Source organism: Saccharothrix variisporea (genome assembly GCF_003634995.1).
GTDB lineage: Bacteria > Actinomycetota > Actinomycetes > Mycobacteriales > Pseudonocardiaceae > Actinosynnema > Actinosynnema variisporeum.
The window spans coordinates 3,174,646-3,189,214 of record NZ_RBXR01000001.1; the positions used below are offsets into that span (position 1 = coordinate 3,174,646).

The window sequence follows — 14,569 nt, forward strand, 5'->3', positions numbered from 1 at the left end:
CGGGCCGTTCGGGGGTTGCCGGCGTTCGGGCTTGCGGGTGACGGGCTGCGGCCCCGGGAGGCGTGCGGTGGCAGAGGTGTGGCGGGCCGAGGGTGAGCCCCGGCCCGCGGCGTGCGCTACCGGATGCGCAGCGGGAGGGTTTTGTCCTCTACCGGCTCCGCTTGGCGCGGCAGGGTGGTTCGTCTGCCGAATCTCGCCGCTACCGCCTGCTCGGTGAGAGCGCGGATCTCCGCCAGGATGTCCAGGTGTTCCTGGGACGGTGGCGGGCCGACCAGGTTGGAGTGGTTGAACGCCGTGCGTTCGGCGCGGCGCGCGAGGTTCTGGATGCGCCGGATCAGGTCCGATTCCTGGTCGAGGGGCGTAGAGCTCCGTTGCTCAGTCACCCCGGAAGCGTTCACCTCACGGCGGGTGAACGTAAATCACCTGGAGGTGCGAATTTCGCTGGGGCATCTCAGCTACCCCACGGAACTGGCGAGAAAACTGCCCGATCGTGCGACTCAAGCCGCCACCGCCGGGCGAATCTCCCCGCAGCTCCCCCGCTCGTTGCACTACAAACCCGAGAAGTGGCAAGAACGTCGACCGGTCGGCCGTGACCCGGATCGGTGATGGTGCGGCGGTCGATCTCCGATCACCTTGCGCGTCCGGGTCCACCGGCCAGGGGTCACTCGAAGTAGCTATCGCCGACACCTGAACCCGGAACGGCATGGTGCGGGGAACCATTACCGCGCCACGCCACCCGCCCTACGGTGCGACGGGTGAACATCGCCGTTCCGCTGGTCGCAGCGCTTGTCGCCACGTTGGCGCAGGCCACACCCGCCCTCGCCGAAGCGGGGACCGAGGGCTGTGGTCCCCTGCGCGTTCCCGGTGCCGCCCACCAGGAACTGACCCACCTCGACGACCTGTCCACCGCGGGTGGCCGCACGGACCCCGCCGACTGGGCCGGGCTCACCCCCGCCGGCCTGCCCGCGCCCACGCCCGTCGCGGGCACGCAGGTCGACGGCTACTTCCCCGACGACTCCACCTCCAACACCAACCACGGCTGGGCGCACGACTCCCAGTTCGTCATCCGCCTGCCGAAGAACTGGAACGGCGGCCTGGTCGTCGCGGGCTCGCCCGGCGTGCGCGAGCAGTACGCCAACGACCGGGCCATCAGCGATTTCGTCCTGGCCCGCGGCTACGCCTTCGCCGCCACCGACAAGGGCAACACCGGCGCGGCCTTCTACCGCGACGGCACCCGCCCGGGTGACGCGATCGTGGAGTGGAACCACCGCGTCACCCAGCTCACGATCGCCGCGAAAGCCGTGGTGGCGCAACGGTACTGCCGCCCACCGAGCCGCACCCTGGCCACCGGCCTGTCCAACGGCGGCTACCTGGTCCGCTGGCAGCTGGAGAACTTCCCTTGGCTCTACGACGGCGGCGTCGACTGGGAGGGCACGCTCTGGGCCGAGGACAACCTCCTGTCCTTCCTGCCGCCCACCCTCGCCGCCTACCGCAACGGCGACAAGGCCTCCGTCATCGCCGCGGGCTTCCCGGCCGAGTCGGAGTTCCTCTGGGACTTCCACCACCGGGTCTACTGGGACCTGACCCAGCGCATCTACCGCGAGGAGCTCGACCCGACCTGGGACGGTGACACCGAGGCCGGCACCCCGTTCTGCGCGCCCGGCACCCCGGCGTGCGACGCGGACTACGACTACGCGTCCCGGCCGCAGGCCCAGCGCGCGGTCGCCCGGATCGCCCTCACCGGCCGGATCGGCAAGCCGCTGCTGACCCTGCACGGCACGCTGGACACCCTGCTCCCGATCTCGAAGGACTCGGACGTCTACGCGCAGATGATCGACAAGGCCGGCCGGGGTCACCTGTTCCGCTACTACCGGATCGAGGGCGGCACGCACGTGGACGCCCTGTTCGACGCTTACCCCGACCGCCTGCGCCCGTTGACCCCGTGCCACCGCACGGCGTTCGCGGCCCTGGAGGGCTGGCTGCGCGGCACTCCCCCGCCGGCGTCGGCGACCGTCGCCCGTCCGCCAGTGGTCTCCACGACGGAGTGCGCGCTGGCCTGACCCCCAGCCCGCTCGGCCGCACTGGGGGCGGCCGAGCGGGCTTGACCTTGACCCGCGGGTCAAGGTTTAGCGTCCGCCCATGAGCCTCAGCAGCACCGAGATCCGCCTCGCCGGACGCACCGCCGCCCTGGAGTCCTTCGCCACCGCCCGTGTCCCGGTCCGCGACCCCGAACCCGGCGAAGTGGTGGTGCGCAACGCTTTCACGTCCCTGGACCCCGGGATGCTGCGCCGCGTCACCGAGCCCGACCTGAGCCACGGCTACACCCTCGGCGCTCCTCTGCACGGCGAAGCGGTCGGTCACGTCGTCGCCTCGGCCGACCCCGCCTACCGCCCCGGTGACGCCGTCGCCCACCCCTTCGGCTGGCGCGAGTACGCGGTGGCCCCGTCGAGCGCGGTGCGCCGCGTGGACCCCGACGCCTACCCCTCCCTCTCCACCCACCTGAACTTCGGCCTGGTCGCCTACGTCGGGCTGTTCGACATCGCCGGGTTCCGCCCCGGTGACACGGTGTTCGTGTCCAGCGCGGCGGGCGCGGTCGGCGGGCTGGTCGGCCAGTTCGCCCGGCGTGCGGGCGCGAAGCGGGTGATCGGCAGCGCGGGCACGCCCGCCAAGGTCGCCCACGTGCGCGACCGGCTGGGCTTCGACGCCGCCTTCGACCACCACGACGACGTCGACGTGCGCTTGCGCGAGGCCGCACCGGACGGCATCGACGTCTACTTCGACAACGTCGGCGGCACCCAGCTCACCGCCGCCGTGGAGCACCTCAACCCCGGTGGCCGGGTGGTGCTGTGCGGGGTGCTCGCCGATGGGGCCGCGCTCGATCCGCGCACCCTGCTCGCGCACCGCGCGTCCGTCCGCGCCTTCAGCGTGCTGGACCACCTGCACCGCGCCCCGGACTTCGGCCGCGACTTCCGCGCCTGGCTGCGCGACGGCCTGGTGTACGACGAGACCGTGGTGGACGGGCTGGAGAACGCCCCGCGCGCCTTGCTGGACCTCCGGGCTGGTAGGTACACCGGCAAGGTGGTGGTGAGGATCGGGGGACCGGGTGTTGATCGGTGAGCTGGCCGAGCGCGCGGGCGTGACGACGCGGGCGCTGCGGTTCTACGAGCAGCGGGGGCTGCTGGAGTCCGAGCGCACGCCGGCGGGCTACCGGGTCTACCCGGACACCGCCGTGACGCGCGTGCGCACCATCAAGGGCCTGCTGGACAGCGGGTTCACCGTCGCGGACGTGCGGTCCTTCGTGCCGTACCTGGACCAGCCGGACCCGCCCGACGTGTTCCCCTACGACCCGCGCTGCACGGACGGGTACGCCGAGGTGGGCGCGGCGCGGGTGGCCGAGCTGACCGAGCGGATCGAGACCCTGACCCGGGTCCGGGACGAGTTGGTCCGCCGGATGCCCTGGCTGGGACAGCTCAGCCGGTGATCTTGAGCAGGCGCAGGGCCAACTGGACCTCCAGCACCCGCTCGGGCGACTGCCAGTCCTCGCCCAGCAGGCTGGCCACCCGGTCCAGCCGCTGCACCACCGTGTTCACGTGGACGTGCAGCTCGTCCTTGGCTCGGCTCAGGTTCTGCCCGCACGCGAAGTACGCGGTCACCGTCCGGACCAGCTCGGTGCCCCGGCTCGCGTCGTAGTCCAGCAGCGGACCCAGGGTCGCCCGCACGTACCCGGCCACGTCCGCCCGGTCGCCCAGCAGCACGCCCACGAAACCCAGGTCGGCCAGCGTCCCGCCGGTCCCCCGCCGGTCCAGCACGAGCAGCGCCCGCAGGCACCGCACGGCCTCGGCGTGCGCGTCGGCGATCCCGGTCGGACCGAGCGCCGGGCCGCCCGACCCCACGGTCACCGGCAGGCCCGCCGCCTTGCCCAGCACCCGGGCGACGTCCCGCGCCGCGCCGGCCAGGTCCGTGCCCGGCAGCACCAGCACGACGTGCTCGCCGTGCACGCCCGCCAGGCCCCGCGACGAGGACACCAGGTGCGCGGCGGCGGGCAGGATGCGGTCACGAGGACCATCCGCGACCAGCACCACGTGTTCGGCGGCCAGGTCCACGCCGACCCGCCGCGCCCGCGCCTTGAGGGCCACCGGGTCGACCGACGCCCCGAGCAGGTCGGTGATCAGCTCGCCGCGCACCTTGTTCTCCGCCTCGGCGACGGTCCGGCGCAACAGCAGCAGCAGCGCGGTCACCACGGAGGCGCGCTCGAACAGCCGCCGGTCGGCGTCACCGAGGTCGGGGCGGTCGGTCAGGGCGATGCTGCCCAGCAGCTCCCGCCCGGCCAGCACCGCGCACACCCACGTCCCGTCCTGCGGGATGGCCCGGCCCGAGGCGCGGGACGCGTTGACCGCCGCGCGGGGCGCGAGCGCTTGCGCGGTGCCGATGCGGGCCAGTTCGACGCCCTCGTGGTCGTGCACGACGATCCCGCCGTCGAGCACCTTGGCCACGGCCGCCGCCACCTCGGGCACGTCCGCGCCGCGCAGCACGAGGTCGGTGAGCCGGTCGTGGGCCTCCTCCGCCCGGCGCATGGCCTCGTTGTGGGCGCGGATCGTCTCGCCCGCCGTCCGCGTCTCCTCCAGCAGGTGCGCGGTGTCCAGGGCGATGGCGGCGTGGTCGGCCAGCGACGACAGCAGCGCCACCTCCTCGGGCGGGAACTGGCGGGGTGAGCGGTTGGCCGCGTAGAGCACGCCGATGACCCGGCTGCCCAGCTTCAGCGGCACGCCCAGGATCGCCACCAGGCCCTCGTCGCGGACCGCGGTGTCGATGGTCGTGGTGTGGTTGAAGCGGTCGTCGGTGGAGTAGTCGGCGGTCACGTACGGCTGCGCGGACTGGGCGACGAGACCGCCCAGCCCCTCCCCCATCCCCAGCTTGAGCTGCTGGAACAGCGGGGAGATCGACCCGTCCGTGACCCGCATGTACGTGCTGTTCTCGCCCGGCGCGTTCATGCTCAGGTACGCGATGTCCGCGCCCAGCAGCTGCCGTGCCCGGCGCACGATCGAGCGGAGCACGCCGTCCGGGTCCCGCACGCCCGCGAGGTCGCTGGCGGTGTCGAACAACGCCTCCAGCTCGGCCTCGCGGCGGCGGTGCGCGGTGAGCGTGCGGCGGATCTTCAACGCCCACTGCGTGGCCCGGCCGATCCGGTCCAGGTCGGCGTCGGCCACGCCCGCCGCGCGGGCCGCGGGGAGCACCCGCGCCAGCCGCTCGCTGCTCGCGTCCTCCGCGAGCAGGTCCAGCAGCTCCAGCAGGTGCTCCACCGCGTCCGCCCGGTCGGTCATGCCCTCATGCTGACACCGAGGTGCGCTCGGCGTCGGTCCGGTCCAGCGAGCTGCCCTTCGTCTCCCGCGACGCCAGGATCGCGATGACCGTCAGCACGCACATGGCCAGCACGTACAGCACGATCGGGAACGAGCTCTTGAAGTCGCGCAACAGGGCCGTGGCGATGATCGGGGCCAACGCGCCGGCCGCGATCGAGGCGAGCTGGTAGCCGATGGACGCGCCCGAGTAGCGCACCTTCGTGCCGAACAGCTCGGAGAAGAACGCCGCCTGCGGCCCGTACATCGCGCCGTGCAGCACCAGGCCCACGGTCACCGCCAGCACGATCTGGCCGAAGGACTTGCTGTCCAGCAACGAGAAGAACGGGAACATCCACGCGCCGATGCCGACCGCGCCGATCAGGTAGGTGGTGCGGCGGCCGATCTTGTCCGACAGCGCGCCCCACAGCGGGATCGTGACCAGGTGCGCCACGGAGGCGATGAGCACCGCGTTGAGGCCGGTCGAGCGGGGCAGGCCCAGCGAGGTCGTGATGTAGACCAGGATGAACGCGGTGATCACGTAGTAGGACACGTTCTCCGCCATGCGGGCGCCCATCGCGACCAGCACCTCGCGCCAGTGGTCGCGCAGCACGGCCACGATCGGCGGCTTCTCCGGGACCTTGACCTTCTCCGCCTTGGCCTGCGCCTCCAGGAACACCGGCGACTCCGACACGCTCAGCCGGATCCACAGGCCGACCAGCACCAGCACACCGGACAGCAGGAACGGCACCCGCCAGCCCCAGGACAGGAACGTCGCGTCGCTCTGCACCGCCGCGAGGATCGCCAGCACGGCCGTGGCCAGCAGGTTGCCCATCGGCACACCCGCCTGCGGCCACGACGCCCAGAACCCGCGCCGCTCGGCGCTGCCGTGCTCGGACACGATGAGCACCGCGCCGCCCCACTCGCCGCCCAGCGCGAAGCCCTGGACCAGCCGCAGGAACGTCAGCAGCAGCGGCGCGCCGACCCCGATCGCCGCGTAGGTGGGCAGCAGGCCCATCGCGAAGGTCGCGCCGCCCATCAGCACCAGGCTCAGCACCAGCAGCTTCTTGCGGCCCAGCTTGTCGCCGAAGTGGCCGAACACCAGGCCGCCCAGGGGCCGGGCGAGGAAGCCGATGGCGTAGGTGAGGAAGGCCAGCAGCGTGCCGGTCAGGGCGTCGGCGGTCGGGAAGAACAGCTTGTTGAACACGATCGCGGCGGCCGAGCCGTAGAGGAAGAAGTCGTACCACTCGATCGTGGTGCCGATCAGGCTTCCTATGACGACCTTGGCGAAACCTGGCTTGGGTGGGGCGGCGTTGGTCATGGCGGGTCACCACTTCATTGGGGGAGTGTGTTTTTCCGGGGGTCTGCGGGGACCTACTGGGCGGTCCAGCCGCCGTCGAGGGTGAACGTGGAGCCGGTGACGTGGGCGGCGTGGTCGCCGCACAGCCAGAGCACGAGGTGGGCCACCTCGTCCGGCTCGACGAGCTCCTTGATGGCGTGCTTGGTGAGCAGCACGTCGGTGACCACGCGGTCGCGGTCCACGCCGTGCGCCCTGGCCTGGTCGGCGATCTGGTTCTCCACCAGCGGCGTGCGCACGTAGCCGGGGCTGACGCAGTTGCTGGTCACGCCGTGCTCCGCGCCCTCCAGCGCGATGACCTTGCTCAGGCCTTCCAGCCCGTGCTTGGCGGCCACGTAGGCGGACTTGAACGCGCTGGCGCGCTGCCCGTGCACGCTGGAGACGTTGACGACCCGGCCCCAGCCCCGCGCGTACATGTGCGGCAGGACGTGGCGGGCGAGGAGGAAGGGCGCGGTCACCATGACCCGCTGGAGCAGCTCGAACCGGTCCGGCGGGAACTCGTGCACCGGGGCCACGTGCTGGAGGCCGGCGTTGTTGACCAGGACGTCGACCTCGGTGGGCAGCAGCCGGGCGGGGTCGCCCTGGGCGAGGTCCACGACGTGCGCCGCACCGCCGAGCTCCTCGGCGACCGCGCGCACGGCCTCGTCGCGGTCGACCAGGTGCACCTTCGCACCGGCGGCGGCCAACGCGGCGGCACACGCCCGCCCGATACCGCTGCCCGCGCCCGTGACCAGGGCGGTGCGGCCGGCCAGCTCCGGGCTGTGACCGGGGACACTGTTCATGCCCCGAAACGCTAGGTGTCCTGCGCCACTGCGCCCATGTCGCACCCGCACACAACCTGCGGGTTTGGGATGTGTTTAGCCACCAGTTAGCGACACGGCCTTGCACTTCGTCGATACCGCGTGGAATGGGCGGGGTCTCGTGAGTAGGCTGCGTTGGTCCTATCGGGGGATGAACCAGACTTTGGGGGTCACGAAGTGTCACTCACGCCGATATACGACGACCTGCTGCGCGAGTTCGACGGCATCATCGAGAGCATCCTCTCGACCACCGACGCTGTGTCCGAGGCTCCCGCCGCCGAGCAGGTCGAGCCCGCTGTGTTGGACGGCGCGACTCCGTCGCGCGGCTCGGCCGCCCAGTAGTCGGCTCATCGCGCCGCATTTCCCGCCGATCGGAAAAGCTGATCGTCGGGAAAGGCGACGCGACAAGCCGACGGCGGCCTCGCGGGAGTCACCGCTGTCCCGGTCCCTACTTCGGCTGCTCCAGCAGGTCCGAGGGCACCGGCTGGTCCTGCTCCAGCGCCCCGAACAGGCGCAGCGCGTTCTCCCGGTCCCACTGCACCACGGACCCGACACCGGGCAACGTGGGCGTGCCGCCGATCGGCACGGTGACGTTGTCCACGCCGTCGCCCATGCCGAACACCATCCCGGCCAGGTTGTGCAGGTGGTCGTCGTCGTCCACGGAGATCGAGTCGGTCGTCGCGAACAGCAGCGGGAACGCCTTGAACGGGTTGATCAGCGTCCCGACGCTGGTCGCCTTGGCCGACAGCGCCGACAGGAACTCCCGCTGGTTCTGCACGCGCTGGAGGTCCGCCGTCGCGAACGCCCGCGTCCGCACGAAGCCCAGCGCCTGCGCGCCGTTCAACTCCTGGCACCCGGGCTGGAGGTCGAGCCCCGCGAGCGGGTCCTGCATGGGCTCCTTGATGCACATCTCGACCCCGCCCACGGCGTCCACGATGCCCGCGAAGCCGCCGAAGCCGATCTCCATGTAGTGGTCCACGCGGATCCCGGTCGCGCCCTCGACGGTCTGCACCAGCAGCGGTGCGCCGCCGAACGCGAAGGCCGCGTTGACCTTGTTCTTGCCGTTGCCCGGGATGTCCACATAGGAGTCCCGGGGGATGCTCACCAACGTCGCCTTCCCCGAGCCGTCCGGGATGTGCAGCAACATGATGGTGTCGGTGCGCCGGCCGCCGGCGTCCCCTGTGGACAGTTCCGCCTTCTGCTCCTCGGACAGGCCTTCACGCGCGTCCGAGCCGACCAGCAGCCAGTTGGTGCCGGGCGTGTCCGCGGGACGTCCTTCGTAGTCCGGCAGGGCGTCGATGCGGCGCAACGACGAGTCGACGTACACCCACAACCCGACCGCGAAGGCCAGGAGCACGACCAGGACGACCGCGATGATGCGACCGACCCGCGGCTTGCGCCGCTTGGGCACCGGCCGATACCCGGCGCGTTGCTGGTAACCGTGCTGGTAGCCGGCGCTCATGTTCAGCGACCCCGATCCCGTGTGTTGGCTACTGCTTGCAGCTAAAGACGCGGCATACGTCGAGAGGTTGCCACCCTAGTGCTCCGGCGGCAGCACCAGTGCGCGCAGCAGGCGGTCCAGCTCGGCCTCCGGGTCGTCGGTCAGGCCCGTGTGTGCAGGTGAGGTTTGGATGATGGTGCTGCGCGGCGCGATCAGCCACCGGAACCGCTGCCCCGGAGTGGTCTTCGACACGGGACCGGCGACCGGGTCGCCGTCGCACGAGATGCCCAGGTGGTCCAGGTTCGCCTTGAGCAGTTCGACGTCCAGGAACGGGTCGAGCGCACGCAACCGCCGCTCGTCCACGTGCACGCGGGCGCCCAGGAAGTTCAGCGGAGCGCAGTAGACCAGCACGCCGACGTTGAGGAACTCCCCGCGTTCCTGCCTCGGCACCGCGCGCAGCAGCGCGTACTCAAACACGTGCGGCACGGGCGGCCTCCAGGTCGGCGACCCAGGAACGCTGGGCCAGGCGGGACGCGAAGAACCGGGCGTAGGCGGCGCGACCCTCGGTGCCGAAGGCCTCGTCCTGCGCCAGCCACTCGTCGGGGACCAGCGCCAGCACCTCGTCGAGCAGCGCGGGGGTGACCCTGGCGCCCAGTTCCGCGTCCACGTCGGCCAGCGGACCCGCGAAGGGCAGCATCAGGTGGTCGGCCGCGTCGAACCGGTAGGTGGTCGCCGGGAAGCGGTCCGGGTGCCACGAGTGGTGGAAGTACAGCGAGGCGCCGTGGTCGATCAGCCACAGCTCGCGGTGCCAGAGCAGGGTGTTCGGGTTGCGCCAGCTCCGGTCGACGTTGAGGGTCAGGGCGTCCAGCCACAGCAGGCGGGTGGCGGTCTCGGTGCTCGGCTCGCGCACCACCGGGTTGTAGTCGAACGAGCCCGGCAGGTAGTCCAGCCCGAGGTTCAGCCCGCCGCTGGCCTTGAGCAGCTCCTGCACCTCCTGGTCGGGCTCGGCGCGGCCCAGTTCGGGGTCCAGCTCCACCAGCACGATCTCGGGCACCCGGAACCCCAGCCGGCGCGCCAGCTCGCCGACGACGATCTCGGCGATCAACGCCTTGACCCCCTGCCCCGCACCGCGGAACTTGAGGACGTACATCCCGAGGTCGTCGGCCTCGACGAGACCGGGCAGCGACCCGCCTTCCCGGAAGGGCGTGACATAACGCGTGGCCGCGACTCTCCGCAGCCCGTTGGTGGAGTTCACGCGGGGCATCATCGCCGCTCGCCCCACGCCCCCGCCAACCCATTGCCGGACCACGACGGCACCTCCCGTGGACCGGGGGTGCCGTCGCCGCCCTTCGGTCAGACGACCGCCGCGAACCGCTGGAGCAGGTCGCCCCACCCGCCCTCGGCGGCGACCCGTTCGGCGATGCGGTCGCCGTCGGTGGCGTGGCGGTCGAAGTGGCGGTGGACGAGGGTCACGACCGTGGTGTCGCCGGAGGGCTCGAAGGTCAGTTCGACCTCGCTCGCGCGGGACGGGTCCGGGTCGTAGGACCACCCGCCGTCCAGGTGCCAGGACAGCAGCAGGCGGGCCGGCGGGTCGTAGGCCAGGACCGCGCCCCAGTCGCACTCGGAGCCGTCCACCCCGCGCTCGAACCACCGCCCGCCCTCGAAGGGCTCGATCACGGCGGTGGCCGCGTCCGCCGTGCCGATGTGGTGGGTGGACAGCGGCCACCAGTCGCCGAACTTCGCCACGAACACCTCGAACGCGCGGTCCGGCGTGGCCGCGACCGTGACGGAACGGCGTACCTCGGTCATGTCTCCTCCTCCACCGCTCGCGCGAACGCGGCGAGCGCCTGTGCCCAGATGTCGTCGAAGTAGTCCCGCAACTCGCGCACGCCCGCCGGGTCCACCCGGTAGACGCGCCGCGTGCCCACTGCCTCGTCCCGCACCAGCCGCGCCTCCTTGAGCACCTTGAGGTGCTGCGAGACGGCCGGCCTGCTCACCGGCAACTGCGCCGCCAGCTCACCGACCGCCAGCGGACCGGCGGTGAGGCGCTCGAAGATCAGGCGCCGGGTCGGGTCGCCCAACGCCGCGAGTGCTCCGTAAGTCCCCACGAACGGTAAGTCTGGACTTACGAAGTCGGGCCGTCAAGACCGAAAACCTTCGACACCGCGCATGCCGCTCACCACGATGTCGTTCGTGCGAACAGGAGCGAGCTACCGGATCGCCGGCATGGGCGGCGGCACCGCGGCAGCGGTCACCGCGGCCCTGGGGATCACGCCGACCGACGCGTTCGAGGTCGGCGAGCCGATCGGGAGGACGGGGTCGGTCCGCGACGTGTCGCTCTGGCACCTGCGGTCGGACCTCCCCGAGGGACTGGAACTCGCCGACCACCTGAACGCGGTGCTCGACCGGTTGGAGCCCCGGACCGACGACCTGTGGCGGCTGGTGGAGCAGGGCTATGAGATCGACTGGTTCTGCATGCTCGCGTCCAACGCGTTCGAGCACGCGGCAGAGCTGGACCGAGTGCTGCTGCACCGGCTCTTGAGCGTGCCCGGCGAACTCCTCATCGACGCGATGGGCGACGGAGAGGACGACGAGGATCGACGCTAGGAGGTCGCGGCTTCCAGGGCGGGGAGGTAGCCGTCGCGGTGGCCGGCGGCGTTGGCGTGGTACGAAGAGGTGATCGGGTAGGTCAGGTCGTTGACCCACGGGTCGTCGCCGCACGCGCCGTGTCCCTCGAACGGGCCGCGCACGTCCACGAACGTGAACCCGAACGACCCCGCCCGGTCCCCCAGCACCTCGGCCAGCGCGTCCGCAGCGTGGTTGACGGCGGTGCGCTTGGCCTCGCTGAAAGAGCACGGGTCGGACTGCTCGAACAGCCTCGGGTAGCCCAAGACGACCACCTGGGCGTTCGTCCGCGACCGCAGCCCGCCGAACAGCCGGTCCAACCGGCCCGGCAGCTCCTCCCGGACGAAGCGCTCCGCCTTCGACACGCGCTCGCCGCACGTCCGCTCGTCCGACAGCACGCACGTGGTCATGACCTCGGTGAACTGCGCGTCGTTGCCGCCCACGGTCACGGTCACCAGCTGCGTCGCCGACGACAGCACCCCGGCCTGCCGCTCGACGTCGGCCGTGGTCGCGCCGGAGCACGCCCTGAAGTCCAGGTCGTAGCGGTCCCGCGCGAACAGGGCCGGGTACGCCCGGTCCGAACGCCCGCACGACTCCTTGTCCGTGCCGACGCCCGCCGCGTAGGAGTCGCCCAGGGCGACGTACTCCGGCGCGGCGGGCGCGGGGGCGGAAGGTGCGGGGACCAACGCCGTCAACAGCACTGCTGCCAAGAGGTTCATGCCTCCGGCGTACCACTGTGGACGGTCGAGCGCCGACGAAAGTAGACCTAGAAGGCGACACACACCGGAATGGGTGCCGTGAACGTGCTCGTCAGCCGCAGCCGACCCGACTCCCGGTCCACCGCGAACGTGGTCACCGCGTTGGAGTTCTGGTTGGCCGCCAGCAGGAACCGCCCGGCCGGGTCCAGCGCCAGGTGCCGCGGGAACTCGCCGCCCACCGGCACCGCCTCCACCAGTCGCAGCCGCGCGCCGTCCTGCTCGACTGCGAACACCGCCACGCTGTCGTGCCCGCGGTTGGACAGGTAGACGAACCGGCCGTCCGCCGACACCAGCACCTCGGCCGGGTAGTTGCGCGGGGTGGTCGGCGCGTCGGCCGGCAGGGTGCTCAGCTTCTGCCCGGGGGTCAGGACGCCGTGCGCGTAGGAGGCCACCACGATCGTGGAATCCAGCTCGTTCGCCACGTACGCGAACCGCCCGTTCGGGTGAAACGCGAGGTGGCGGGGGCCGGCGCCGGGGTGCAGCCGGGCGGTGGACACCTCGGTCAACCGGCCGGCGGCGGAGAGCCGGTAGCCGAAGACCGCGTCCGCGCCCAGGTCCACCGCGAACACGAACTCGCCGGTCGGGTCGGACAGCACCTGGTGGGCGTGCGGCCCCTCCTGGCGGTCGGGGTCCGGCCCCGAACCCTTGTGCCGCACCAGGTCCGTGCGCGCGCCCAGGCTGCCGTCCGGCCGGACCGGGTGCACCGACACGCTGCCGGAGCTGTAGTTGGCCGACAACACGTGCCCGCGGTGCAGGACCAGGTGGCACGGGTCCGCGCCGCCGGTGCTCTGCGTGTTGAGCACCTTCGGGACGCCGTCGCGCACCTCGAACGCCGTCACGGACCCCGCGGACTGCTCGTTGACCGCGTACACCCGCCGGCCCGCGGTGATCGCGAAGGACGGGTTCGGCACGCCCCGCACCACGCCGGTGGACCGCAGCCGCCCGGTGGCCGGGTCGTACGCGCCCACCCCGAGGCCGGCGCCGCCGCCGGTCCAGGTGGTGTAAGTGCCCAGGTAGACCCGGACCTCGCCACGCGCCTCGGCGAAGTCGTCGGCTTCGGCGACACCCTCGGCAGACCCCTCGGCGACACCCTCGGTCATCAGCAACCCCGCTCCCACGCCCACGGCCCCCAGGAACCGCCGCCTGTCCACTGCCACGCCCGACCTCCGCTCGCCCGTGCCCGCGGCGGTTCCACCCTGGCCTAGACCAATCGGGAAGGGCAATACGCGCAACGAATATTGCGTCTAGCGCAACGGGTCGGCGTCCCGGAGGCGTGCCAACTCGACCACCGGATCGTACGAGGGCTCCGGGTACACCGGGGCCACCTCCTCCAGCGTCTCCAGCAGGATCCGCGCCACCGCCCAGTTCCGGTACCACTTGCGGTCCGACGGGATGGCGAACCACGGCCCCGCCGGCGTGCTGCACTTGGTCAGCGCGTCCTGGTAGGCCAGCAGGTACTGGGAGAACTTGGCCCGCACCTCGATGTCGTGCGGGTTGTACTTCCACCGCTTGAGCGGGTCCTCCAGCCGCGCGACCAGCCGCTCCTTCTGCCGCTCGGGCGAGATGTGCAGGAAGCACTTCACCACCGTCACGCCGCCCTCGGCCAGTTCCGCCTCGAAGGCGTTGATCAGCTCGTACCGCTTGCGCCACTCGGCGGCGGGCACGAGCTTGTCCACCCGCGCCACCAGCACGTCCTCGTAGTGCGAGCGGTCGAACACGCCGATGCGCCCCGGCTCGGGCACCTGCCGCCGGATCCGCCACAGGAAGTCGTGCCGCAACTCGGCCGCCGTGGGCTTCTTGAAGGAGGCGATGTGCAGGCCCTGCGGGTTGACCAGGCCGGCGACGTGCCGGATCGTGCCGCCCTTGCCCGAGGTGTCCAGGCCCTGGAGCACCAGCAGCACGCGCCGCCGACCGCCGCCGGAGCCCTCCGCGTAGAGCGCTTCCTGGAGCTCGTCGAGCCGCTTGCCGACCAGGGCGACGTCCGCCGCGGCGGCGGCCTTGTCGGCCGGACCGACCGGCGTGCCCGCCGGATCGACCTTCGCGATGTCGAACTCGCCGGGCACCACGCGGAAGGCGTCGCGAATCGACTGGACCGGTGCCGACTTCTTGGCCATCGTCGGAGCCTAACCGGGTGATCATCGCCCTGCCCGCTGCGCAACGGATCGCCGCATTCTACGTCAAACGCGCAACGAAGTTAGCGAAGACGCAACACTCCCCGGATGAAATCGCTGGCGCAAGGCCCTTAGCCTGGT

The 14,569-nt window shown here is 71.7% G+C and carries 17 protein-coding genes; 5 read left to right on the forward strand and 12 right to left on the reverse strand.

Annotated features, from left to right (window positions below; all coding sequences use genetic code 11):
• Positions 1-116: 116 nt before the first annotated feature.
• A complete protein-coding gene (locus DFJ66_RS13835; RefSeq protein ID WP_121221413.1) occupies positions 117-383 on the reverse strand; it encodes a hypothetical protein in 267 nt (88 codons plus the stop codon).
• Positions 384-755: 372 nt separating this feature from the next.
• Between DFJ66_RS13835 and DFJ66_RS13840 the strand changes: the two genes are divergently transcribed.
• The 3 genes from DFJ66_RS13840 (at position 756) to DFJ66_RS13850 (ending at position 3,481) form a co-directional block, all read left to right on the forward strand.
• Positions 756-2,060 (forward strand): tannase/feruloyl esterase family alpha/beta hydrolase, encoded by a 1,305-nt coding sequence (locus DFJ66_RS13840; protein WP_397556363.1) that lies wholly within the window; start codon positions 756-758, stop codon positions 2,058-2,060.
• A gap of 79 nt (positions 2,061-2,139) precedes the next feature.
• Positions 2,140-3,117 (forward strand): NADP-dependent oxidoreductase, encoded by a 978-nt coding sequence (locus DFJ66_RS13845; protein ID WP_121221417.1) that lies wholly within the window; start codon positions 2,140-2,142, stop codon positions 3,115-3,117.
• Positions 3,104-3,481, forward strand: a complete 378-nt coding sequence (locus DFJ66_RS13850) for a MerR family transcriptional regulator (protein ID WP_121221419.1) — start codon at positions 3,104-3,106, stop codon at positions 3,479-3,481. The genes DFJ66_RS13845 and DFJ66_RS13850 overlap by 14 nt, the downstream gene beginning before the upstream one ends.
• On the opposite strand, the gene DFJ66_RS13855 is transcribed toward DFJ66_RS13850, so the two are convergent.
• From DFJ66_RS13855 to DFJ66_RS13865, 3 genes are read right to left on the reverse strand one after another with little or no spacing between them, the layout of a single operon-like run.
• Positions 3,471-5,321, reverse strand: a complete 1,851-nt coding sequence (locus tag DFJ66_RS13855; protein ID WP_121221421.1) for a helix-turn-helix domain-containing protein — start codon at positions 5,319-5,321, stop codon at positions 3,471-3,473. The genes DFJ66_RS13850 and DFJ66_RS13855 overlap by 11 nt on opposite strands.
• Before the next feature lie 4 nt (positions 5,322-5,325).
• Positions 5,326-6,657: an MFS transporter gene (locus tag DFJ66_RS13860; RefSeq protein ID WP_121221423.1), complete on the reverse strand. Its 1,332-nt coding sequence runs from the start codon at positions 6,655-6,657 to the stop codon at positions 5,326-5,328.
• Positions 6,658-6,710: 53 nt separating this feature from the next.
• A complete protein-coding gene (locus DFJ66_RS13865) occupies positions 6,711-7,475 on the reverse strand; it encodes a 3-hydroxybutyrate dehydrogenase (protein ID WP_121221425.1) in 765 nt (254 codons plus the stop codon).
• Positions 7,476-7,670: 195 nt separating this feature from the next.
• Here DFJ66_RS13865 and DFJ66_RS42735 point away from each other — a divergent pair, with 195 nt between their 5' ends.
• The gene (locus DFJ66_RS42735; RefSeq protein WP_170199390.1) at positions 7,671-7,835 is read left to right on the forward strand and encodes a hypothetical protein; all 165 of its coding nucleotides are present in this window, start codon (positions 7,671-7,673) and stop codon (positions 7,833-7,835) included.
• 106 nt (positions 7,836-7,941) lie between these two features.
• On the opposite strand, the gene DFJ66_RS13870 is transcribed toward DFJ66_RS42735, so the two are convergent.
• From DFJ66_RS13870 to DFJ66_RS13890, 5 genes are all read right to left on the reverse strand, one after another.
• Positions 7,942-8,955 (reverse strand): LCP family protein, encoded by a 1,014-nt coding sequence (locus DFJ66_RS13870; RefSeq protein WP_121221427.1) that lies wholly within the window; start codon positions 8,953-8,955, stop codon positions 7,942-7,944.
• A gap of 75 nt (positions 8,956-9,030) precedes the next feature.
• The gene (locus DFJ66_RS13875) at positions 9,031-9,420 is read right to left on the reverse strand and encodes a DUF3037 domain-containing protein (RefSeq protein WP_121221429.1); all 390 of its coding nucleotides are present in this window, start codon (positions 9,418-9,420) and stop codon (positions 9,031-9,033) included.
• A complete protein-coding gene (locus DFJ66_RS13880; RefSeq protein WP_246029752.1) occupies positions 9,404-10,189 on the reverse strand; it encodes a HipA family kinase in 786 nt (261 codons plus the stop codon). Before DFJ66_RS13880 ends, DFJ66_RS13875 begins: the two co-directional genes overlap by 17 nt.
• Before the next feature lie 98 nt (positions 10,190-10,287).
• Entirely contained in the window at positions 10,288-10,743 is a 456-nt protein-coding gene (locus tag DFJ66_RS13885) for an SRPBCC family protein (RefSeq protein ID WP_121221432.1), read from the reverse strand.
• Positions 10,740-11,042 (reverse strand): ArsR/SmtB family transcription factor, encoded by a 303-nt coding sequence (locus DFJ66_RS13890; RefSeq protein ID WP_121221434.1) that lies wholly within the window; start codon positions 11,040-11,042, stop codon positions 10,740-10,742. The genes DFJ66_RS13885 and DFJ66_RS13890 overlap by 4 nt, the downstream gene beginning before the upstream one ends.
• Positions 11,043-11,127: 85 nt before the next feature.
• Here DFJ66_RS13890 and DFJ66_RS13895 point away from each other — a divergent pair, with 85 nt between their 5' ends.
• The gene (locus DFJ66_RS13895; RefSeq protein ID WP_170199392.1) at positions 11,128-11,541 is read left to right on the forward strand and encodes a DUF4279 domain-containing protein; all 414 of its coding nucleotides are present in this window, start codon (positions 11,128-11,130) and stop codon (positions 11,539-11,541) included.
• Here DFJ66_RS13895 and DFJ66_RS13900 read toward each other — a convergent pair.
• The 3 genes from DFJ66_RS13900 to DFJ66_RS13910 form a co-directional block, all read right to left on the reverse strand.
• The gene (locus tag DFJ66_RS13900; RefSeq protein ID WP_121221438.1) at positions 11,538-12,278 is read right to left on the reverse strand and encodes an SGNH/GDSL hydrolase family protein; all 741 of its coding nucleotides are present in this window, start codon (positions 12,276-12,278) and stop codon (positions 11,538-11,540) included. The genes DFJ66_RS13895 and DFJ66_RS13900 overlap by 4 nt on opposite strands.
• A 47-nt stretch (positions 12,279-12,325) precedes the next feature.
• Positions 12,326-13,474: a lactonase family protein gene (locus DFJ66_RS13905; protein WP_246029753.1), complete on the reverse strand. Its 1,149-nt coding sequence runs from the start codon at positions 13,472-13,474 to the stop codon at positions 12,326-12,328.
• A gap of 87 nt (positions 13,475-13,561) precedes the next feature.
• Entirely contained in the window at positions 13,562-14,431 is an 870-nt protein-coding gene (locus DFJ66_RS13910) for a PPK2 family polyphosphate kinase (RefSeq protein ID WP_121221442.1), read from the reverse strand.
• Between the last annotated feature and the right edge of the window lie 138 nt (positions 14,432-14,569).